The organism is Polaromonas sp. P1_F2 (genome assembly GCF_056405735.1).
This window is the reverse complement of record NZ_JBFUBN010000009.1, coordinates 168,183-189,454: the sequence shown is the minus strand read 5'-3', so window position 1 is coordinate 189,454 and position 21,272 is coordinate 168,183. Positions and strand designations below refer to the sequence as shown.

Here is a 21,272-nt window from a genome sequence, read left to right as displayed (position 1 = left end):
TTGGTGCACGAATTTTGTGCGGCGCACCAAAATAAACAGGAACCAAGGCCAAAATCGCGCTTCAAGGGTGCGTTTTGCATGCCCCACGGTGGCACCCTTTTTGCACTGATTCTGTGAATCAACCATCTTCACAGAAAGAACTTGCACCATGGCGGGGTTTCGTAGTTTTCTCAAGGCCGGTCACGCGCCCACGCTGGGGGCGGCGTTTTTTTACTTCGCCTTCTCATGTTGCATCTGGGTCATGAACGGGGCCATGGCGCCCTTTATTTCCGAGACCTATAACCTTTCGCCCACCCAGAAGGGCGTGATGCTCTCGGTGCCCATCTTCGCCGGCGCGCTGATGCGCTTTCCGCTGGGCGTGCTGGCCCAGTACATAGGCCGAAAAAATGCCACGCTGGTGGAAATGGGCCTGATCATGGTGGCGCTGCTGTTCGGCTACTTCGTGGTCGACTCCTACAGCAGCCTGCTCGCCATGGGCGTGCTGCTCGGCATCGCCGGCGCCAGCTTCGGCGTCGCGCTCAGCCTGGGCTCCGGCTCCTTCCCGCCGCGCTACAAGGGCCTGGCCATGGGCCTGGTCGGCGCCGGCAACGTCGGCACCGCCGTCTCGGTGCTGGTGGCGCCCGCGCTGGCCCAGCGCTTCGGCTGGCAGTCGGTCTACGGCATCGCCGCCGTGGCCATGCTGCTGCCGCTGATCGCCATGATCGTGTTTGCCAAGGAACCCGACGACGTGGACAGCCATGCCACGCTGCGCGAACACGTTGCCTGCCTGTTCGAAAAAGACGGCTGGGCCTTCAGCCTGATCTACGCAGTGAGCTTCGGCGGCTTCATCGGCCTGGCCACCTTCCTGCCCTCCTATTACTACGACCAGTTCGGCGTCAGCAAGGTGCAGGCGGGCCAGTTGTCCATGCTGGCGGCCTTCATGGGCGCCGCGCTGCGCATTTTCGGCGGCTGGATTTCCGACCGCTGGGGCGGCGTCAACACCCTGAGCGTGGTGCTGCTCACCATCGCCGCCACCCTGGTCGCCTGCGGCCTGGCCGGCGGCTCTCTTGTGGCCACCACGCTGCTGGTGATGCTGTGCTTTGCGGCCCTGGGCGCGGGCAACGGCGCGCTCTTTCAACTGGTGCCCCTGCGCTGGCCCCTGGCTACTGCGGTGGCCGGCTCCATGATCGGCGAGATCGGTGCGCTCGGCGGTGGGTTGGTGCCCAATGCCATGGGGGTGTCCAAGCAATATGCGGGTACTTATATGTGGGGGTTCTTCTTTTTTGCTGCGTTGGCTTTGGGGATGCTTGTTATGTTGCGGGTTATGCAGATTCGGTGGACTCGGACTTGGGCTGAGAAGGGTGGGCGTGCTCGCGGCGCGTGAAGAGAGGCCAGGTCTTGCTCCGACGGAGTGCTCTTCTCTTGGTTCCGCTGGCCGGGGGTTGCCCGGCGGCAAGTAACTTTCTTTTGCTTCGCCAAAAGAAAGTCACCAAAGAAAAGGCGACCCGCAGTCTGGGTCCCTACGCTTCGCTACGGGCAACCTGCGGTGCTCGAGCCAAGCGGGGTCCGGCTAAACTCGCTTCGCTCAGACAACGCCGGCCCTGATCCGCTTGTCTCTGCGCTCCTCGGCCCAGCCAGGACGGGGCAAGCGGGAGCGGGGACAAAGACATAAAAACCAAGAAGATAAATACAACAAGGACTCGCCGTGGCGAGTCCTTATTTCTTTAAGTATTCGGGTTCCTGTCTTCGGCTGTTTGGTATTCATTCCCCACCCCTTGTGGATGCGCCGAGGAGCGCAGGTTCAGGCGGATCAGGGATCGCGTTGTCTGAGCCGAAGGCGAGTTTAGCGAGACCCCGCCTGAACCGAGCACCGCAGGTTGCCCGTAGCGAAGCGAAGGGACGCAGCAACCAGGGTCGCCTTTTCTTTTGCTTACTTTTCTTTTGGCGAAGCAAAAGAAAAGTGAGTAGCTGCCGGGCTACCCCCGGCCAGCAAAACTCAGAAGAGCGCGCACCGCCGGAGCAAGACCCGGCCCCCCATTACCTTGGCAAAAACAACAACCAATAAATCAACAAAACATTCACCACCACACTAACCGCCAACAACAACTTCCACAACATCACCGGATCCCGCTCAATCAAGGGAGTCCCCTGCGGCGCGGTGAGCGGCCGCGAAGCACCCCGCTCCAGCGCCAGCAACAGCTCTTCGGCGGTTTCGAAGCGCCGGCGCTTGTCGCGCGCCACGGCCTTGAGCACCACGTGGTCCAGCCAGATCGGTACTTCGGGGTTGATGCGGCTGGGCGCGACGGGGTCGCGGTAGTAGCGGCCGGCCTGGTAGGGCAGCACCTCGCCGTACGGCAGGCGGGCGGTCAGCAGCTGGTACAGGGTGACGCCCAGCGCGAACAGGTCACTTTGCGCGTCGGGCAGTTCCTCGGGGCCGTCAGCGGCGGCGGCGCTGAAGCCCCATTGCTCGGGGTTGATGAAGCTGGGGGTGCCCGCGTGCAGCTTGCGCATGGCTACGGGTTCGCGGCCGCTGAGCGCCACGCCCAGGTCCAGCAAGCGCAGCACGCCGTCTTCGCCCTGGTGCAGGTTGGCGGGCTTGATGTCGCGGTGGATCACGCATTGGCGGTGCAGCCGTCCCAGCGCGCGCGCCACCTGGGTGGCCACGCCCAGCACCTGCTCGACGCTGAATTTGTGCCGGCGGTCCAGCTGCTGCTGGAGTGTCTCGCCGCTGTGCCAGTCATACAGCAGGTAAAACGCGCTGCGCTCCTGGCCGTTCGGCAGGCGGTCGTGAAGGTTGACCAGGTGCGCCGCCGCCCTGCCCGACTGCATGCGCAAGGCCAGCCAGGCTTCGTGGGCCAGCATGGCGCGTTCTTCTTCGTCGTGCGAGCGGGCGGGGTTCAGGGTCTTGAGGGCATACAGCACCCGCGTGACGGGGTCGCGCACCTGGTAAAGCACATTGATGCCGTTGTCGGCCACCGGGGCGGTCACGGCCAGGCCGTCCATCACATCGCCCACCTTCAGGCGCGGCGGAATGGGCAAGGTCTGCGCGATGCGGGTCACGTCCTGCAGCGTTGCATCCAGCAGGCCGCGCACGCGCACCACCACGGCCGTCACGTTGTCGTCGCTGCCGGCGGCCAGGGAGGCGTCCACCAGGCCCTGGCTGGCCACCTGGGCGCCGCCGGCCTCCTGGAGGCCGGCGAAATCCTTCAGCCGCGCGTCGCGCAGCACGCCGTGCACACCGTCGGTGACGAGGACGAACACATCGCCCACCTGCAGGTCGCCCTGCATGTAGTCGACCACCACATGGTCTTCGGCGCCCACGGAACGCAGCAGCTGGTGCTTGAAATCGGGATGGTTGACGGCGTGGTCGTGCGTGAGCTGCTGCAGCGTGCCGCCGCGCACCAGATAAGCCCGCGAATCGCCCACGTGCGCCAGGGTGTAGGACTGCCCGCGCAGCACCAGCGCCGTGAGGGTGGTCAGGCCCATGGCCGGCTGGCGCCGGCGGTTGATGCCAGCCAGCCAGGCATTCTGCGCGCCGATGATGCGGTCCAGGGCCACCGTGGTGTCCCAGGTCTCGGGCGTGCCGTAGTAGTCGCGGACCAGGCTGGTGACGGTGGTTTGCGCCGCTTCGCGGCCCATGCCGCCGGTGCTCACGCCGTCGGCGATCGCGACGATGGAGCCCATGCCCTCATAGCCGGGCTCGGGCAGCATGGCCGCGCAGAAATCCTCGTTGCTGCTTTTGCGGCCTGCGAGGGTTGCGAAGCCAATGTCCAGATCAAATGCCATGCACCAATGTAAGCAAGTTCAATGCCCGATATTGGTGCATTGCAGCAATCAGCTCATGCACACAAAGGGTGAAGGCTAACCGACCAACATCTGCATGCTGCGCTCGTACTGCACCGAAAGCTGCTCAAAGACGTCGAGCAGTTCTTCACTGGCGGTGGCCAGCCCTTCAAGGCGCTTGGCGTCTTTGCCTTTGGCGATGCTTGCTGCGCCTGCTCGCATCTGCGTCCAACCCGCAGCCGCCTTGTCGAGCGACGCACGAATCTCTTTACTGGTCAGCGGGATGTCGTTGAGGTACTGCAGCGCCTTCTCGAATGCCGCCTGCGACTCGGCCATGCCCGCCTCACTGCGTTGCGAGACGGCAGCACCGCCCAAGGCCTGGAGCAGCGCGTATTTCGCGAAACGCTGGCTCAGCATGCGCTGGCGCCCGGCCAGGTTGAGCATTTGCAGCGGCGGCATGGCGCCGGCGTTTTCCAGGCTGCCGGTCATGCGTTCGGCTTCCTGCAGCAGCAGTTCGGCCAGCTCATCCAGATGCGCCATCTCACCGGCGGCTGGACTCCCTTGCAAGGCAGGCTTCAGGCGGGTCCAGGTCACCGTGACCTGCCCCAGCAAGTCGCCAAAAGTGGGCTGCGACAGGCTTTTGCCGAGGGCGGCGATGTTGGCGTCGATGCGCAGCACCGACTCCTTCAGCAGCTCCGTCACGCGTTCGGCCTGCACCCCAGCCAGCCGCAGCAGGGCCAGCTTGACCAGGCGCTGCGACAGCATGCGCAGCTGGCCGGAGCGGTTGACGTCTTCGGCGAAGCGCGCCGAATGGATGATGTGCTGCGACACCTGGCCCAGGCGCTGGTTGGTGTGCATGGAGGCCGTCCGCAGGATCTGGAAGGCATCGTCGTCGGACACCTGGCGGGCTCGCATCAGGATGCCCTTGGCGCGGTCCACCACCTTGCGCTCTTCCAGCCGGCTGGCGACATCCTTGATCTGCCCTTGCAGGGCCTGCTCGCGCTGAAAGCGTGCCTGGGCCAGATGGATCAAGGGCCGCAGGCGCTGCGAGCCGTAGCCGTTGACCACATAAGCATGAACACCCACTTCCAGGGCGCGCGTGATCTTGGCGGCATCGCTGTCGGTGGTCAACACGATCACCGGGCATGGGGCGGTGTCACTGACCACCTGCAGCAGCCTGAACAGGTCTTCGCCCGGCAGCGCATCGTGGCAAATCACCACATCGGGTGCCTGGCGCAACACCTCTTGCACCAGTTTGCTGCGCTCGCTGACGACCGCCAGGACCTGGATGCCGGCCGCTTCCAGGTCAGCTACCAGCGGATTGCCGCCGGCGGGGCCGTTGAGGTGTACCAATGCGGAAGTCATACAAATCAATAGGTTGAGAGGGAAAACAGGGTAAATCAGAACGCAAGTCGCGGGCCATGCGCCGGTTGCAGCCGGCGGTGCGCATCGCAAGCCAATGATATGGCACAAGTTTTGCATTAGCCATTGCGGGCGTAACGACGCGCCCGACCTTAGCGAATGCACTGCGGGTCCTGCGTACAACGACGTACGTAATGGTGTGCCTCATACCGGGCTTTAAGCCCGGGTCCCTGTTTGACCGGGAGAGAGCATCATGAATTTCACCTTGTTTCCGACAAGCCGGACCGGCTTGCAAGCCCCGACAGGCCGCGTGGACGCGTGCGTGCGCGACCTGCGCAGCACGGCCGTGGCATGACGTTTGCACCTGAATATTGAATCCACTGGAGTAGCCCCATGAAAAAATCAAAACTGGTGATGGTCGGAAACGGCATGGCCGGCGTGCGCACCCTGGAAGAATTGCTCAAGGTCGCCCCCGACCTGTATGACATCAGCGTCTTCGGCGCCGAGCCCCATCCCAACTACAACCGCATCCTGCTGTCGCCCGTGCTGGCCGGCGAGCAGACGCTGGACGAGATCGTGCTGAACTCGTGGGACTGGTACAAGGACAACCACATCACGCTGCATGCCGGCAAAAAAGTGGTGGAAATCGACCGCATCAAGCGAGTGGTGCGCGCCGAGGACGGCACCGAAGAGGAATACGACCGCCTGCTGATGTGCACCGGCTCCAACCCTTTCATCCTGCCGGTGCCGGGCAAGGACCTGGCGGGCGTGATCGCCTACCGGGACATCGCCGACACCAACGCGATGATCGACGCGGCGAAGAAATACAAAAAAGCCGTCGTCATCGGCGGTGGCCTGCTGGGCCTGGAAGCCGCCAACGGCCTGATGCTGCGCGGCATGGAGGTCACCGTGGTCCACGTGATGCCCTGGCTGATGGAGCGCCAGCTCGACGACGTGGCGGGCAAGCTGCTGCAGAAATCACTGGAAGACCGCGGCCTCAAGTTCCTGATCGGCGCGCAGACCCAGGAGCTCACCGGCAACGACGAAGGCCGCGTGAAGTCCATCAAGTTCAAGGACGGCAGCGAAGTGGCCACCGACCTCGTGGTCATGGCGGTGGGCATACGCCCCAACACCCAGCTGGCCGAGTCCATGCGCCTGCACTGCAACAAGGGCATCGTCGTCAACGACACCATGCAGACAGTCACCGACGCGCGCATCTATTCGGTGGGCGAATGCGCGGCGCACCGCGGCATCGCCTACGGCCTGGTCGCGCCGCTGTTTGAACAGGCCAAGGTGGCGGCCAACCACCTGGCTCAGTTCGGCATTGGCCGCTACTCGGGTTCGCTGACGTCCACCAAGCTCAAGGTCACCGGCATAGACCTGTTCAGCGCCGGCGAATTCATGGGCGGCGACGGCGCCGAGGAAATCGTGATGAGCGACCCCTTCGGCGGCGTCTACAAAAAGCTGGTGATCAAGGACGACAAGCTGGTCGGCGCCTGCCTCTACGGCGACACGGTGGACGGCAGCTACTACTTCAAGCTGCTGCGCGACGGCCGCAGCGTGGCCGACATCCGCGACAAGCTGATCTTCGGCGAGTCCAACCTCGGCGACGCCGGCCACGAAGGCCAGAACAAGGCCGCGCTGATGTCCGACGACGCGGAGGTCTGCGGCTGCAACGGCGTCAACAAGGGCGCGATCTGCAAGGCCATCAAGGAAAAAGGCCTGTTCACGCTTGATGAGGTGCGCAAGCACACCAAGGCCAGCGCTTCCTGCGGCTCCTGCACCGGCCTGGTCGAGCAGATCCTGATGTTCACGGCCGGCGGCGACTACTCGGCCACGCCCAAGCTCAAAGCCATGTGCGCCTGCACCGACCACGGCCACCAGGCGGTGCGCGACGCGATCCGGGCCAACAAGCTGCTCAGCATTTCGGACACCTTCAAATTCATGGAATGGAAGACGCCCAACGGCTGCGCCACCTGCCGCCCGGCCGTCAACTACTACCTGATCAGCACCTGGCCCAAACAGGCCAAGGACGACCCGCAAAGCCGTTTCATCAACGAGCGCAGCCACGCCAACATCCAGAAGGACGGCACCTACAGCGTCATTCCACGTATGTGGGGCGGCGAGACCACGGCCAGCGAACTGCGCCGCATCGCCGACGCGGTCGACAAGTACAAGATCCCGACCGTCAAGGTCACGGGCGGCCAGCGCATCGACCTGCTGGGCGTGAAAAAAGAGGACCTGCAGAACGTCTGGAAAGACATCGGCATGCCCTCCGGCCACGCCTACGCCAAGGCCCTGCGCACAGTGAAGACCTGCGTGGGCAGCGAATGGTGCCGCATGGGCACACAGGACAGCACGCAGATGGGCAAGGACCTGGAGCGCGCGATGTGGCGCATGTACGCGCCGCACAAGGTCAAGTTCGCCGTCAGCGGCTGCCCGCGCAACTGCGCCGAATCCGGCATCAAGGACGTCGGCATCATCGGCGTCGATTCGGGCTGGGAAATGTACATCGCCGGCAACGGCGGCATCAAGACGGAAGTCGCCCACTTCTTCACCAAGCTCAAGACCGCCGCCGAGGTGCTTGAATACACCGGCGCCTTCTGCGAGCTCTACCGCCAGGAAGGCTGGTACCTGGAGCGCACGGTGCATTACGTGAACCGCGTGGGCCTGGACTACGTGAAGAAAAAAATCCTGGAAGACCACGAAGGCCGCAAGGCGCTGTGGGAGCAGTTGCAGTTCGCGCTCGACGGCGAACCGGATCCCTGGTTCGACCTGAAAGAAGCGTCCGTGGACACCCGCCAGTTTGAAAAACTCGCTCCCGCCTAACCGCTTCATCGCTTGCTCGCCCAAAGCCCGAATTGAGAGATCACTATGTCTGAATGGAAAAAAATCTGCCTGGTCACCGACATCCCGGTGCTTGGCTCGCGCCGTGTTTCGCGCGCGAAAGGTATCGACGTGGCCGTGTTCCGCAATGACCAGGACCAGGTGTTCGCCTTGCTGGACCGCTGCCCGCACAAGGGCGGCCCGCTGTCGCAGGGCATTGTGTTCGGCACCAGCGTGGCCTGCCCGCTGCACAACTGGACCATAGGCCTGGCCGACGGCTGCGCCAGGGAGCCCGACGAGGGCTGCACCCCCAAGTTCAGCTGCAAGGTGGAAACCGGCCAGGTCTTCCTGGACGCCACCGAGCTGGACACGCTGGCGCTGGATCTGCAGCCGCCCCGCGCCGGCCCGGGTGCCTCCGCGGGCGCACTCGGCGATGAAAGCTTCAGCGTGCAGGCGCCTCACACGGCATAAGCGAAAACACAAGAACGAGGCCCGGTAACTATTCCATGACTGAAACCCGATCAACGTGCCCCTATTGCGGTGTCGGCTGTGGAGTGATTATTGAATCGCAAGGCGACGAGATCACCGGCGTTCGCGGCGACCCGGATCACCCGGCCAATTTCGGGCGCCTGTGCACCAAGGGCTCGACGCTGGCGCTGACCGCCTCAGCCGCCGTCACGCGGCAGACGCGCCTGTTGCAGCCCATGCGGCGCGAGCACCGGCATGAGGCGCCCCAACCGGTGTCCTGGGACAGCGCGCTGGGTTTCGCCAGCGAAAGTTTTGCGCAAATCATCCGCGACCACGGCCCCGATGCAGTGGGCTTTTACATTTCGGGCCAGTTGCTGACCGAGGACTACTACGTCTTCAACAAGCTGGCCAAGGGCCTGATAGGCACCAACAACGTCGACACCAACTCGCGCCTGTGCATGAGCAGCGCGGTCGCCGGCTACAAGCAGACGCTGGGCGCCGATGCGCCGCCCGCCTGCTACGACGACGTGAACCATGCGCAGTGCATCTTCATTGTCGGCAGCAACACGGCCTACGCGCACCCCATCCTGTTCCGGCGCATAGAAGAAGCCAAGGCCGCCAACCCGGCGCTGAAGATCATTTTTTGCGACCCGCGCCGCACCGATACGGCCGAGATCGCCGACCTCTACCTGGGCATACAGCCCGGCACCGACGTCTCGCTCTTCAACGGCATGCTGCACATCATGCTGTGGGAGGGCTGGACCGACGCGGCCTATATCGCGGCGCACACCACGGGTTTTGACGCGCTCAAGGCCACGGTGCGCGACTACACGCCCGACCTGGTGGCCGAGACCTGCGGCATCAAAAAAGAAGACCTGCTCGCCGCGGCCAGGCTGTTCGCGACCTCGGCTGCCACGCTGAGCCTGTATTGCCAGGGCCTGAACCAGTCCAGCAGCGGCACGGCGAAAAACGCGGCCCTCATCAACCTGCACCTGGCCACCGGCCAGATCGGCAAGCCCGGCGCCGGGCCGTTCTCGCTGACCGGCCAGCCCAATGCCATGGGCGGGCGCGAGGTCGGCGGCCTGGCCAACCTGCTGAGCGCGCATCGCGACCTGGCCAATCCCGAACACCGCGCCGAAATCGCTGCCTTGTGGGGCGTGCCCTCAGTGCCGGAGAAACCCGGCAAGACCGCCGTCGAGATGTTCCAGGCCGCCGCCGACGGCGAGATCAAGGCCTTGTGGATAGCCTGCACCAACCCGGCCCAGTCCATGCCCGACCAAGCCACGGTGCGCCGCGCACTGGAGCGCGCCGAACTGGTGATCGTGCAGGAGGCATTTGCCACCACGTCCAGCTGCGACTATGCCGACCTGCTGCTGCCCGCCACCACCTGGGGCGAAAAAACCGGCACGGTGACCAACAGCGAGCGCCGCATCAGCCGCGTGCGGCCGGCCGTTGCCGCGCCCGGGGAAACGCGCCATGACTGGGCGATTGCAGTGGACTTCGCGCAGCGGCTGGAGGTTTTGCTGAAGGCGGCGGGTTCCCGTCCCGGCCTTCCATCTCCGGAAGAGAACGTCAGTGAGGCCCCACCCCTTCCGCGCCCCACCCTTTTCCCCTACCCCCTGCAAGATGCCGCCCTCGCCGTGGAGGTCATCTGGAACGAACACCGCGAATCCACCCGCGGCCGCGACCTGGACATCACCGGCCTGAGCTACGCGCTGCTCGAGGAAGAGCCGCGGCAGTGGCCCTTCAAGCCGGGCGACACGGCGGGCAAGGCCAGGCTTTATGAAGACGGCGTCTTTCCCACCGCCGACGGCAAGGCCCGCTTTGCCAACACCGTCTACAAACCTGTGGCCGAGCCGCGCGAATCACGTTATCCGTTTTCGCTGACCACCGGCCGGCTGCGCGACCAGTGGCACGGCATGAGCCGCACCGGCACGCTGGGCCGGCTGTTCGGCCACGTGGCCGAGCCCTCTGTGCAGATGAATGCACAGGACATGGCGCGCCGCCTGCTGAAAGACGGCGACCTGGTGTACGTGACCTCCAAGCGCGGCTCCATCGTGGTGCCGCTGCAAGCCTCGCCCGAAGTGGCGGTCAGCCAGGCCTTTATCGCCATGCATTGGGGCGAGGAGTATTTGAGCGGCCAGTCCACCAGCGGCACACCGCTGGCCGGCGTGAATGCGCTCACCACCTCGGCCTATTGCCCGAGCTCCAAACAACCCGAACTCAAACACGCGGCGGTCAAGATCCTGAAGGCCGAGATGCCCTGGACATTGCTGGCAATGGCGTGGCTGCCGGAGGGCGACGTGTTGACAGCGCGCGAACAGCTCAAGCCCCTGATGGCGCAATTCCCTTTCACCAGCTGTGTGCCGTTTTCGAACAACACACCACTGGCCGATCGCGGCCGTGAACGCAGTGGCGTGCTATTTCGCGCCGCAAGCCATGAAACGCCGCCCGACGAAATACTGGTGGCGCTGGAACGCATCTTTGGCCTGGATGCGCCGGACGTGCTGCGCTATGCCGATCGCAAAAAGGGCCAGCGCCGCACCATGCGGCTGGTGCGCAACGGTGGAGACGCCCACCTCGCGGGCTTTGTGCTGGCCGGGGACACCAGCGCCCAGGCCTGGATCAGGACCCTGCTGCAAGACGAGCTGGCCGCGCAATCGTATGGCCGCCTGCTGCTGCTGCCCGGCGCCAAGCCGCCGGTGGCGGTGCAGTCGCGCGGCAAACCGGTCTGCACCTGCTTTAACGTGAGCGACATGGCCATCGATGAGCATCTGGCCTTGCTCGGCCGGGGCGGCGGCGGTGGTGGCCACCTGGGCACCGACGAAGAGAAACTGGCTTCACTGCAAGCCACGCTCAAATGCGGCACCAATTGCGGCTCCTGCGTACCAGAACTCAAACGCCGGGTGCGCTCGGCGCGCAACGACGCTGTGGCCCCAGCGCCGCGCACCGTGATCCCGATCCGGCAGCTCGTTTAAGCTCATAACAAGAAGTTATCTGCATTCGCGGACAATCAGGTTTATGGGTATTAGCCAGTACATCAAGGAAATCGGGCGCGGCAAGGACGGCGCCCGCGCCTTGACGCGCGAGCAGGCCACCGACCTGATGGGCCAGGTGCTGGACGGCACGGTGACCGACCTTGAAATCGGCGGCTTTTGCCTGGCCATGCGCATCAAGGGTGAAACGCCCGAAGAAATGGCGGGCTTTCTCGACGCGTTGCACCAGCGCCTGGCGCATTTCCCCGCGACCGAAACCCCCACTGTGGTGCTGCCCAGCTACAACGGCGCGCGCAAGCTGCCGGTGCTCACACCCCTGCTGGCCCTGCTGCTGGCCCGTGAAGGCGTGCCGGTCCTGGTGCACGGCACGCCGACCGAATCGAGCCGGGTGTTCGCCTCGGAAGTGCTGCAGGCCCTGGACATCCATGCACTGTCAGCCGTACGCAAAATCGGCCTTGGCGAGGCGGTCTTCGCGCCGACCGAGTTGCTGCTGCCATCCCTCAAGCGCCTGCTGGACGTGCGCCGCGCCGTGGGCCTGCGCAACCCGGCGCACAGCCTGGTCAAGATCATGAGCCCCTGCCTGGGCAAAAGCCTGGTGGTGAGCAGTTACACCCATCCGGAATACGCGGTATCGATGGCGCAGACTTTTGAGCTGACCGGCGCCAACGCCATGCTGCTGCGCGGCACCGAAGGCGAAGGCGTGGCCGATGCGCGCCGCATGCCGCAGATGGAGGCCTTCATCAGCGGAAAGCGTTCGCTGCTGCAGGAAACCCAGGCCGGCACGCTGGCTTCCCTGCCCGAGCTGCCCAAGACGGTGGACGCCGCCGCCACCGCGGCCTATATTCAATCGGTGCTGGCTGGCGACAAGCCGGTTCCGCCGTCGATTGCCCGGCAGGTGGAACATATCTTGCTGCTGTTGCCTCAAATCAAATAAACCACCATGACCCACGGAAAAGTCACCCTTGTCGGCGCCGGACCCGGCGACCCGGAACTGCTGACGCTCAAGGCCTTGAAGGCCATCCAGCGCGCGACCGTGCTGCTGGTGGACGACCTCGTGAGCGACGAGATCGTGGCCTTCGCCGCCTCCGGGGCGCGCATCGTCTACGTGGGCAAACGCGGCGGCTGCAAGTCCACGCCCCAGGCTTTTATTGAAAAACTCATGCTGATGGCCGCGCGTGAAGGCGAGGACGTGGTGCGGCTCAAGGGCGGCGATCCCTTCATCTTCGGCCGCGGCGGTGAAGAGGTCGAACACCTGCGCGAGGCCGGCATCGAAGTGGACGTCGTCAACGGCATCACCTCAGGCCTTGCCGCAGTCACTTCGCTGGGCGTGCCGCTCACGCACCGCCAGCATGCGCACGGCGTGGTCTTCGTCACCGGCCATGCAAAACCCGGCGACAGCGGCACCGACTGGAGAGCGCTGGCCGCCACCGCGCACAGCGCGCGCCTCACGCTGGTGATTTACATGGGCGTCAGCGGTGCGGAGCGCATCCAGGACGAGTTGCTGTCGGGCCTGCCGGCCGCCACGCCGGTCGCCGTGATCCAGAATGCGTCGCTGGCCACGCAGCGCCACATCACCACCACCCTGGGCGAGCTGGCAACGGCGATACGCGATGCCGGCATGGCCAGCCCGTCCGTCATCGTGGTGGGCGACGTGATCAGCGGCGTGACACTAGCCGCCGCGCATCCCGACGCAGTCCGCGCGGCCTGAAGGCGGGCCCTGCGTCACACCGCTGTCACGCGCGGTGCCTAAGCTCCCGGTCTTTCGACTGGAGCTTTCATGTCTCACCGTTTTCTGGCCGGCGCGCTGCTGGTGCTCACCGTGGCCTGCGCGCAGGCGCAAAGCTTTTCGTTTGGCCTGTGGGGCGACATGCCCTATAAAAAGGCCGGCGACGACCCGAAAATCCCGGCATTGCTCAAAAGCATCAACCAGTCGGACATTGCTTTTTCGATCTACGACGGCGACATCAAGGACGGCAGTTCCAAATGCACCGACGATATCTACGCCTCGGCGCTCACCATGTTCGGCGAGTTGAAAAAACCCGTGGTCTACGTACCCGGCGACAACGAATGGACGGACTGCCATCGCCTGAACAACGGCGGCTATGACGGCCTGGAGCGCCTGGCCTACTTGCGCAAGACCCTGTTCCCGACCACCCGCAGCCTGGGCAAGCGCACCATGGCGCTGGTCCACCAAGCCCCGCTCGGCGAAAAATTCGTCGAAAACACCCGCTTTGCGCACCAGGGAATCGTGTTTGCCACACTCAATGTGCCGGGCAGCAACAACAACAAAATCCTGGACGAAAAAGACTGCACGCAAAAAAGCGCGCGCACCGCAGCGCAGTGCGAAGCCTCGAATGCCGAATACCTGGAGCGCGACGCGGCCAATGTGCGCTGGATGCAGGAGGCTTTCGCCCAAGCCAAGGCCGCCAAGGCCCGCGGCCTGGTGCTGGTCATCCAGGCCGACCCGGGCTTTGACCTGCCCGAAACCGAAGACATGGACGAAAGCCAGGCCCCCGGCGTCAGCGGCTACCGCAACTTCATCAGCAACATCGTCGCCGAGACCGAGCAGTTCGCCGGCCAGGTGCTGCTGGTGCACGGCGACACGCATTTCTTCAAGGTCGACAAGCCGCTCTACAGCCCCACCAGGCTGCTGCCCAACCTCACCCGCCTGCAGACCTTCGGCAGCCCGCTGATCCACTGGGTGCGCGTCACCGTGGAGCCGAAAAACCCCAACGTCTTCACGATCCATCCGGTCATCGTGAAACAGTAAAAATCCGCAAGCCGGTCCGCCTGGGGGCGGGCCTGCCCGGCTTGCGGCGTGCGCGGCTACACTCCCGAAGTCAAAAACAACAGCAGAGGGAAAGACGCGATGCTCGACAAACTCAACGACTTGACGGAAAGCCACGGCGAACTGCGCCGCGGCAAGGGCATCATGAGCGGCGTGATCGCGCTCAGCCTCGGCGTGCTGTGCTTCCTGGGCGTGCTGGCCTTTCATTTCCCCGAATACCTGACCACGCCCGAGCTGCGCAGGAGCTACAACGTCGACATCATCCGCATCGTGATGTTCACCTCGCTGGTGATCGCCGGCGGTATCTCGCTGGTCAACATCATCTTCAACCGCTCGCGCTGGCTGGCCGGCGCCGCCTTCCTGCTGGTGGTGGCCACCGCGCTGCTGGGCGGCCACAAGGTGCCGGTGAACGACTTCGCCGACAACACGCCCTACATCGGCTTGGACTGGTTCATCCTGGACCTGCTGGGCTCCTCGCTGATCTTCATCTTTATCGAAAAGCTGTTCGCGCTGCGCAAGGACCAGCCGGTGTTTCGCGCCGAGTGGCAGACCGACCTCCACCATTTCATCGTCAACCACATGATCGTGGGCTTCGTGCTGCTGGCCACCAACCTGCTGGTGCACAAATTCTTCGGCTGGGCCGCCAATGACGGCATCCGCGGCTGGGTGCAGGGCCTGCCTTTCTGGGGCGGCGTGCTGCTGATCGTGCTGGTGGCCGACCTGGTGCAGTACTGGACGCACCGCGCCTACCACGAGGTGCCCGTGCTGTGGCGCCTGCACGCCGTGCACCACAGCGCCAAGAGCATGGACTGGCTGGCCGGTTCGCGCCAGCACATCCTGGAACTGCTGATCACCCGCACGCTGATCCTCGCGCCCATCTACGTGTTCGGTTTTTCCAAGGAAGTGATAGACGCCTACATCGTGATCGTCGGCTTCCAGGCGGTGTTCAACCATGCCAACGTCAGCGTGCGCCTGGGCCCGCTGCGCTACATCATCGTCACGCCCAACTTCCACCACTGGCACCACAGCCAGGACCAGGAAGCGCTGGACCGCAACTACTCGGCGCACTACGCCTTCATCGACTACCTGTTCGGCACGGCCGTCAAAAGCACCAAGCTCTGGCCCGAACGTTATGGCGTGCTCGGCGACTACGTGCCCAACGGTTTCCTCAAGCAGCTCAAGTTTCCGTTCACCTGGAAGCCGTGAACCTGGCGCCATGGTTCAGGGATGGATTTGACACATCAATTTGACGCCGTCGTGATAGGCGCTGGCGCCGCCGGTCTGTTCTGCGCGGCCCAGGCGGGCCAGCGCGGCCTCAAGGTGCTGCTGGTGGACCACAGCGAAAAAGTCGCCGAAAAAATCCGCATCTCGGGCGGCGGCCGCTGCAACTTCACCAACCGCGACGCCACACCCGCGCAGTTCCTCAGCGAGAACCCGCACTTCTGCCGCTCGGCGCTGTCGCGTTACACGCCGCAGGACTTCATCGCCCTGCTACAGCGCCACAACATCCCTTTCCACGAAAAGCACAAGGGCCAGCTGTTCTGCGACCGCTCGGCCGAAGACGTGATCAACATGCTGCTGGCCGAATGCGAGGCCGGAAACATCACGCGCTGGCAGCCCTGCGGCATCCAGGGCCTGAAGGGCCCCCAAGAGGCGGGCGGCCACTACGAACTTCAATGCGACCGCGGCCTGGTCACGGCGCCGCAGGTGGTGATCGCCACCGGCGGCCTGTCAATTCCCAAGATAGGCGCCACCGATTTCGGCTACCGCATCGCGAAACAATTCGGCCTGCGCCTGGTGGAGCCGCGCGCCGCGCTGGTGCCGCTGACCTTTGACGGCGAAGCCTGGGCGCCCTATGCCCAGCTGGCCGGCCTGGCGCTGCCGGTGCTGATCGAAACCAGCCCGGCCGATGCGACGCCCAAACAGCGCAAAAAAGCCGTGCTCTTCTCGGAAGACCTGCTCTTTACCCACCGCGGCCTGAGCGGCCCGGCCGTGCTGCAGATTTCCAGCTTCTGGCGCGAAGGCCAGCCGATAAGCATCAACCTGGCCCCCGGCGTGGACCTGCCGGCCCTGCTGCTGCGCGCCAAAGCCAGCTCCAAAAAACTGATCGCCAACGAACTGGCCACCCTGGTGCCCAGCCGCCTGGCCGACGCCTGGGCCAGCACCGACCCGGCGCTGCAAAAACCCGTCAGCGAGGCGACCGATAAAGCGCTGCTAGGCCTGGCCGCGCGCCTGTCGGACTGGCAATTGACGCCGAACGGCTCCGAGGGCTACCGCAAGGCTGAGGTGACTGTCGGCGGTGTCGACACGCGCGACCTGTCGTCGCAAACCCTGGAGTCGAAGCAGCCGGGGCTGTACTTCATCGGTGAAGTGGTGGATGTGACCGGCTGGCTGGGCGGCTACAACTTCCAGTGGGCCTGGGCCTCCGCGCACGCCTGCGCGCAAGCGCTGGCACCGGCGCACTAAGCCTGTTGGGCCTGCTGGGCCAGCTTCCACTCGCGCGGTGACTGGCCGCTTTGCGCCTTGAAGGCGCGCGACAGCGCCGCCTCGCTGCCATAACCGACCTCCGCGGCAATCAGCTTGAGCGGCCGGTCGCGGCGCAGCGCCTGCTGCGCCAAGCCCACCCGCCAGCGCTGCAAATACACGCCGGGCGTGCAGCCGACCGTATCGCGGAACTGGTTGGCGAACACACTGCGCGACATGCCCGCATGATCGGCAAGCGCCTCCAGGCTCCACTCTTGCCCGGGGCTCTGGTGCATCGCGACAAGCGCGTGGCGCAGGCGCGGGTGCGAGAGCCCCGCCAACATGCCGGAGCGGGTTTCGCCGCTTTCCATCAGGTGCCGCAGCACCTGGATCAGCACCACATCAAAAAGCCGGTCCAGCAGCGCCTGCCGGCCGCAGCGCTGCTCAAAAGCCTCTTCAAACAGTAGTTGCAGGACGCCGGCGGCGCCCTCGATCTGCGCCAGCGGCAGGCACACAAAGGACGGCAGCGCCGCAGCGATCGGGTTGGCGGCGCCGCCCTCAAAGCGCAGGTGCGCACACACAAAGTCGGCGCCGTGCCGACTATCCGTGATGAAACGGTGCGCCATCGGCCGTGGGTAAAGCAGCAGGCAGGGGCCGCTGACACGCATCACCTCGGCGCCGCCATGGCTGATGCCGACCTCGCCGCTGCGCACGAGGTGAAGCTGGCCGGTGCCCTCCTCTTCGCCCAACTCGTTGACGCCGCAAAGTGCGCCCGAATGGAACACATTCGCGCTCACAGAGAAATGCCGTAGCAGGGCTTCAAGCCGATCGCTCATAAATACTCCAGATCAATTTTTTAGGATTATTAAGCACTTATCGTATTTTTCAAAGCGTAAAGTTCGTTCTGTCGATTCCGACTTGTTGCAACCCTTTCAAAGGAACACCATGAACGCTCTCACCCGTATCGCCGCCGCCACCGCACTGGCCGCCGCCGTCACCGCCAGCCCCGCGATGGCCGAAGACGCCGCCGCGCCGCAACCCGCGGCGTCCGCCGCACGCAGCGCCAGCTACGTCACCACCCCGGACGGCGTGCAAATTTATTACAAGGACTGGGGCCCCAAGAATGGCCCAGTGGTGAGCTTCAGCCACGGCTGGCCGCTCAACTCGGACAGCTGGGAATCGCAGATGATCTTCCTGGCCTCAAAAGGCTACCGCGTCATCGCCCATGACCGGCGCGGCCACGGGCGCTCCAGCCAGCCCTGGGACGGCAACGACATGGACCACTACGCCGCCGACCTCGCAGCGGTGATCGACACGCTGGGCGTGAAAGACGTGACGCTGGTGGGTTTTTCGACCGGCGGCGGCGAGGTGGCGCGTTACATCGGCCGTTACGGCACCGCGAAGGTCAAAAAAGCCGTGCTGGTCAGCGCCGTGCCGCCCCTGATGCTGAAGACGGCGGCCAACCCGGGCGGCCTGCCGATCGAGGTGTTTGACGGCATTCGCCAGGGCGAACTGGCCAACCGTTCGCAGCTTTACCTGGACATCGCCTCGGGCCCGTTTTTCGGCTTCAACCGCCCCGGCGCCAAGGTCTCGCAGGGTTTGATCCAGTCGTTCTGGGTTCAGGGCATGCAGGCGGGCCACAAGAACACCTATGATTCGATCGCGGCCTTCTCGGCCACCGACTTCACCGAGGACCTCAAGCGCTTTAACGTGCCGACCCTGGTGATCCACGGCGACGACGACCAGATCGTGCCCATCGACGCCTCCGGCCGCGCCGCCGCGAAACTCGTGAAAAACGCCAGGCTGATCGTCTACCCCGGTGCACCGCACGGCCTGGCCGACACCCACAAGGAGCGGCTCAACCAGGATTTGCTGGCTTTCATCAGAGAGTAAACCCACCCCCGTCCAGGCTCACTGCGTGTAGCCTGTTCCCCCCTCAAGGGGGCGGCGCCTGGGGCCGGCAAAGCCGGACCCGCGGCCCCCACTGGTGAAATCCCCTGCACTGGTTGCGCCTCTGGCTCTTCAAGCCAGCATGGGCCGCGGATCCGGCTTTGCCGGGCCGTAGGCGCTGTCCCCTGCAAGGGGAAAAGGGCTACACGCAGTGAGCCCGATAGGGGTTTGCCAATTATTCGGCTTTGCCGGGCCGCAGGCGGGCGGCCCCCTCGGGGGGCAGGGAGTTACACGAAGTGAACGACCGTGGGGGTGGTATATAATCCAAGGCTTTGCTAGCAAACCCGTGCCTGGCCTGATCCTGATCAGATCGATAAAGGCGCACCTTTTGGATCAATTGAACAATGACCACCATCCGTGTAAAAGACAACGAGCCCTTTGACGTGGCTCTGCGCCGTTTCAAGCGCACCATTGAAAAACTCGGTCTGCTGACCGACCTGCGCGCCCGCGAGTTTTACGAAAAGCCAACGGCAGAGCGCAAGCGCAAGAAGGCAGCCGCCGTCAAGCGCAACTACAAGCGTATCCGCTCGATGCAGTTGCCCAAGAAGCTGTACTAATCCTTTAGTACCGCCTCACGGCAACAAAAAGCCCGCACGAGGACGCTCTGCGGGCTTTTGTGCTTTCTGGCACCAGCCTTTCCCTATTCCCGCCCCTCAGGAGCCCCGAATGTCAGCCCTCAAAGACCAGATCACCGAAGACATGAAGACCGCCATGCGCGCCAAGGACAGCGAGCGCCTGGGCACCATACGCCTGCTGCTGGCCGCCCTCAAGCAAAAAGAAGTCGATGAGCGCGTGGTGCTGGACGATGCCGCCGTGGTCGCCATCGTCGACAAGCTCATCAAGCAGCGCAAGGACTCGCTGGAAGCCTTCCAGAAGGCCGAGCGCAAGGACCTGGCCGACAAGGAAGCTGCCGAACTGGTGGTGCTGCAGGCCTACCTGCCCGCGCGCCTGAGCGCCGATGAAGTCGCCGCCGCCGTGAAAGCCATCGTGGCCGAGCTGGGCGCCAGCGGCCCCGGCGACATGGGCAAGGTCATGGGCGCGGTGAAAGCCAAACTGGCCGGCAAGGCCGACATGGGCCAGGTTTCGGCCGCCGTCAAGGCCGCGCTGGCAAGTTAAGCCCCCACGGTCGCTCACTTCGTGTAGCTTCCTACCCCCCTGGGGGCCGCTGCGCCTGCGGCCCGGCAAAGCCGGTTCCGCGGCCCCTGCTTGGCTTAAAACGTCCCTCGTCAGGAGCCCGCGACCTTCATGCGGTTGATGAGAATCGAGCCTACGGTTTTGGCGCCATAGTTGTACGCATCCGCGCCCACTGCCTCAATGCCCATGAGCATGTCCTTGAGGTTGCCGGCAATCGTGATTTCCTCGACCGGAAAGGCGATGCGGCCGTTTTCGACCCAGAAGCCCGAAGCGCCGCGCGAGTAGTCGCCGGTCACGTAGTTCACGCCCTGGCCCATGAGTTCGGTCACGAAGAGGCCGCGGCCCAGCTTGCGCAGCATGGCGTCCAGGTCGTCCGCCGGGCGGGTCAGGCGGCTGGTCAGCACCAGGTTGTGCGAACCGCCGGCATTGCCGGTGGTGCGCATGCCCAGCTTGCGGGCCGAGTAGGTGCTCAGGAAGTAGCCTTCGACACGGCCACCGGCCACCACCTTGCGCGCCTGGGTCTTCACGCCCTCTTCGTCGAAGGGCGCGCTGCCCTTGCCTTTGCGCAGGTGCGGGTCTTCGTTGATGTCGATGTGTTTCGGGAAAGCCGCCTTGCCCAGGCTGTCGGCCAGGAAGGTGCTCTTGCGGTACAGCGCGCCGCCGCTCACGGCCTGCACAAAGCCGCCCAGCAGGCCTGCGGCCAGCGGCGACTCGAACAGCACCGGGCACTGCGTGGTCGGGATCTTGCGGCTTTTCAGGCGCGCCAGCGCACGCTCGGCGGCGTAGCGGCCCACGGCCTCGGGGCGCGCCAGTTCAGCCGCGTCGCGCATGGAGCTGTACCAGGCATCGCGCTGCATCTGGTCGCCCTTGCCGGCAATCGGCGCCACCGAGATACTGTGGCGCGAACTGGCATAACCGCCGCGAAAGCCCTTGGTGTGGGCGCTGAAAAAATGGCTTTGCTGGGCCGACACGCCCGCGCCTTCGCTGTTGGTGATCAGGCGGCTGGTGCCCAGGGCGGCGGCTTCGCATTTCAGGGCCAGTTGTGCGGCCTGTTCGGAGTTTATGGACCAGGGGTGGAACAGGTCCAGCTCCCGGTGCACACGCGCGATGTCGCGGTCGTCGGGCAGGCCCGAGGTTTCGTCTTCCGCGGTGAAGCGCGCGATGTCGTAGGCCGCTTTCACGGTCTGCTCGATGGCGGCCTTGGAGAAATCGCTGGTCGCGGCATTGCCGCGCTTTTTGCCGATGTAAACCGTGATGCCCAGCGATTTGTCGCGGTTGCGTTCCACGTTTTCGAGCTCGCCCTTGCGCACGCTGACCGACAGGCCGCAGCCTTCGGAAGCCTCGGCCGCGGCATCCGTGGCACCCAGTTTTTTGGCGTGGCCCAGCGCGGTGTCGACGAGGTCTTCGAAAAAATCGCGGTGGTAGCTGAAGCCGCTTTCGGGCTGCTGGGAGGGACGGGAAGCGGCGCGCTTTGCAGCGCCGGAACGAGAGGAAGCTTTTTGGGTCATATGGGTAGCTATGAT

Annotated in this window: 16 protein-coding genes; 12 read left to right on the top strand and 4 right to left on the bottom strand. The window is 64.6% G+C overall.

Annotation, left to right across the window (positions count from 1 at the left end; translation table 11 throughout):
* Positions 1-148: 148 nt before the first annotated feature.
* Positions 149-1,363, top strand: coding sequence for an MFS transporter (locus AC1D0O_RS18265; protein WP_477654920.1), 1,215 nt, complete (start codon positions 149-151; stop codon positions 1,361-1,363).
* 653 nt (positions 1,364-2,016) lie between these two features.
* Here the strand turns inward: AC1D0O_RS18265 and AC1D0O_RS18260 are convergent.
* Positions 2,017-3,765 carry a bifunctional protein-serine/threonine kinase/phosphatase gene (locus tag AC1D0O_RS18260; RefSeq protein WP_477654919.1) on the bottom strand — a complete coding sequence of 583 codons (1,749 nt, stop codon included), beginning with the start codon at positions 3,763-3,765 and terminating at the stop codon, positions 2,017-2,019.
* Between the two features lie 75 nt (positions 3,766-3,840).
* Complete coding sequence (locus AC1D0O_RS18255) at positions 3,841-5,127, bottom strand: type IV pili methyl-accepting chemotaxis transducer N-terminal domain-containing protein (protein ID WP_477654918.1); 1,287 nt, start codon at positions 5,125-5,127, stop codon at positions 3,841-3,843.
* A gap of 390 nt (positions 5,128-5,517) precedes the next feature.
* Here AC1D0O_RS18255 and nirB point away from each other — a divergent pair, with 390 nt between their 5' ends.
* The 8 genes from nirB (at position 5,518) to AC1D0O_RS18215 (ending at position 16,668) form a co-directional block, all read left to right on the top strand.
* Positions 5,518-7,953, top strand: a complete 2,436-nt coding sequence (nirB, locus tag AC1D0O_RS18250; RefSeq protein ID WP_477654917.1) for a nitrite reductase large subunit NirB — start codon at positions 5,518-5,520, stop codon at positions 7,951-7,953.
* A 45-nt stretch (positions 7,954-7,998) separates the two neighbouring features.
* Entirely contained in the window at positions 7,999-8,421 is a 423-nt protein-coding gene (gene nirD, locus AC1D0O_RS18245; protein ID WP_477654916.1) for a nitrite reductase small subunit NirD, read from the top strand.
* Positions 8,422-8,456: 35 nt separating this feature from the next.
* Positions 8,457-11,396, top strand: a complete 2,940-nt coding sequence (locus AC1D0O_RS18240) for a nitrate reductase (protein ID WP_477654915.1) — start codon at positions 8,457-8,459, stop codon at positions 11,394-11,396.
* 43 nt (positions 11,397-11,439) lie between these two features.
* Positions 11,440-12,348 carry a DNA-binding protein YbiB gene (ybiB, locus tag AC1D0O_RS18235; RefSeq protein WP_477654914.1) on the top strand — a complete coding sequence of 303 codons (909 nt, stop codon included), beginning with the start codon at positions 11,440-11,442 and terminating at the stop codon, positions 12,346-12,348.
* Between the two features lie 6 nt (positions 12,349-12,354).
* Positions 12,355-13,122, top strand: a complete 768-nt coding sequence (cobA, locus tag AC1D0O_RS18230; protein ID WP_477654913.1) for a uroporphyrinogen-III C-methyltransferase — start codon at positions 12,355-12,357, stop codon at positions 13,120-13,122.
* A gap of 69 nt (positions 13,123-13,191) precedes the next feature.
* Complete coding sequence (locus tag AC1D0O_RS18225) at positions 13,192-14,184, top strand: hypothetical protein (protein WP_477654912.1); 993 nt, start codon at positions 13,192-13,194, stop codon at positions 14,182-14,184.
* Positions 14,185-14,283: 99 nt separating this feature from the next.
* The gene (locus AC1D0O_RS18220) at positions 14,284-15,408 is read left to right on the top strand and encodes a sterol desaturase family protein (RefSeq protein WP_477654911.1); all 1,125 of its coding nucleotides are present in this window, start codon (positions 14,284-14,286) and stop codon (positions 15,406-15,408) included.
* A 27-nt stretch (positions 15,409-15,435) separates the two neighbouring features.
* The gene (locus AC1D0O_RS18215; RefSeq protein WP_477654910.1) at positions 15,436-16,668 is read left to right on the top strand and encodes a BaiN/RdsA family NAD(P)/FAD-dependent oxidoreductase; all 1,233 of its coding nucleotides are present in this window, start codon (positions 15,436-15,438) and stop codon (positions 16,666-16,668) included.
* Here the strand turns inward: AC1D0O_RS18215 and AC1D0O_RS18210 are convergent.
* On the bottom strand, positions 16,665-17,501 hold the full coding sequence (locus AC1D0O_RS18210) for a cupin domain-containing protein (protein WP_477654909.1): 837 nt from the start codon (positions 17,499-17,501) through the stop codon (positions 16,665-16,667). The two genes, AC1D0O_RS18215 and AC1D0O_RS18210, sit on opposite strands and share 4 nt — an antisense overlap.
* A gap of 109 nt (positions 17,502-17,610) precedes the next feature.
* Here AC1D0O_RS18210 and AC1D0O_RS18205 point away from each other — a divergent pair, with 109 nt between their 5' ends.
* The 3 genes from AC1D0O_RS18205 to AC1D0O_RS18195 all read left to right on the top strand — a co-directional run bounded on the left by AC1D0O_RS18205 (position 17,611) and on the right by AC1D0O_RS18195 (position 19,731).
* On the top strand, positions 17,611-18,558 hold the full coding sequence (locus AC1D0O_RS18205; protein ID WP_477654908.1) for an alpha/beta fold hydrolase: 948 nt from the start codon (positions 17,611-17,613) through the stop codon (positions 18,556-18,558).
* Between the two features lie 401 nt (positions 18,559-18,959).
* Positions 18,960-19,172, top strand: a complete 213-nt coding sequence (gene rpsU, locus AC1D0O_RS18200; protein ID WP_007872347.1) for a 30S ribosomal protein S21 — start codon at positions 18,960-18,962, stop codon at positions 19,170-19,172.
* A gap of 109 nt (positions 19,173-19,281) precedes the next feature.
* Positions 19,282-19,731: a GatB/YqeY domain-containing protein gene (locus AC1D0O_RS18195; protein WP_477654907.1), complete on the top strand. Its 450-nt coding sequence runs from the start codon at positions 19,282-19,284 to the stop codon at positions 19,729-19,731.
* Between the two features lie 110 nt (positions 19,732-19,841).
* Here AC1D0O_RS18195 and pmbA read toward each other — a convergent pair whose 3' ends face one another.
* On the bottom strand, positions 19,842-21,257 hold the full coding sequence (gene pmbA, locus AC1D0O_RS18190) for a metalloprotease PmbA (protein WP_477654906.1): 1,416 nt from the start codon (positions 21,255-21,257) through the stop codon (positions 19,842-19,844).
* Positions 21,258-21,272 lie beyond the last annotated feature (15 nt).

Coding starts and splice junctions, on each gene's coding strand:
- ybiB (WP_477654914.1), top strand. CDS start 11,440: ATGGGTATTAGCCAGTACATCAAGGAAATCGGGCGCGGCAAGGACGGC.
- AC1D0O_RS18220 (WP_477654911.1), top strand. CDS start 14,284: ATGCTCGACAAACTCAACGACTTGACGGAAAGCCACGGCGAACTGCGC.
- AC1D0O_RS18240 (WP_477654915.1), top strand. CDS start 8,457: ATGACTGAAACCCGATCAACGTGCCCCTATTGCGGTGTCGGCTGTGGA.
- AC1D0O_RS18255 (WP_477654918.1), bottom strand. CDS start 5,127: ATGACTTCCGCATTGGTACACCTCAACGGCCCCGCCGGCGGCAATCCG.
- pmbA (WP_477654906.1), bottom strand. CDS start 21,257: ATGACCCAAAAAGCTTCCTCTCGTTCCGGCGCTGCAAAGCGCGCCGCT.
- cobA (WP_477654913.1), top strand. CDS start 12,355: ATGACCCACGGAAAAGTCACCCTTGTCGGCGCCGGACCCGGCGACCCG.
- AC1D0O_RS18225 (WP_477654912.1), top strand. CDS start 13,192: ATGTCTCACCGTTTTCTGGCCGGCGCGCTGCTGGTGCTCACCGTGGCC.
- rpsU (WP_007872347.1), top strand. CDS start 18,960: ATGACCACCATCCGTGTAAAAGACAACGAGCCCTTTGACGTGGCTCTG.
- AC1D0O_RS18265 (WP_477654920.1), top strand. CDS start 149: ATGGCGGGGTTTCGTAGTTTTCTCAAGGCCGGTCACGCGCCCACGCTG.
- AC1D0O_RS18210 (WP_477654909.1), bottom strand. CDS start 17,501: ATGAGCGATCGGCTTGAAGCCCTGCTACGGCATTTCTCTGTGAGCGCG.
- nirD (WP_477654916.1), top strand. CDS start 7,999: ATGTCTGAATGGAAAAAAATCTGCCTGGTCACCGACATCCCGGTGCTT.
- nirB (WP_477654917.1), top strand. CDS start 5,518: ATGAAAAAATCAAAACTGGTGATGGTCGGAAACGGCATGGCCGGCGTG.
- AC1D0O_RS18260 (WP_477654919.1), bottom strand. CDS start 3,765: ATGGCATTTGATCTGGACATTGGCTTCGCAACCCTCGCAGGCCGCAAA.
- AC1D0O_RS18205 (WP_477654908.1), top strand. CDS start 17,611: ATGAACGCTCTCACCCGTATCGCCGCCGCCACCGCACTGGCCGCCGCC.
- AC1D0O_RS18195 (WP_477654907.1), top strand. CDS start 19,282: ATGTCAGCCCTCAAAGACCAGATCACCGAAGACATGAAGACCGCCATG.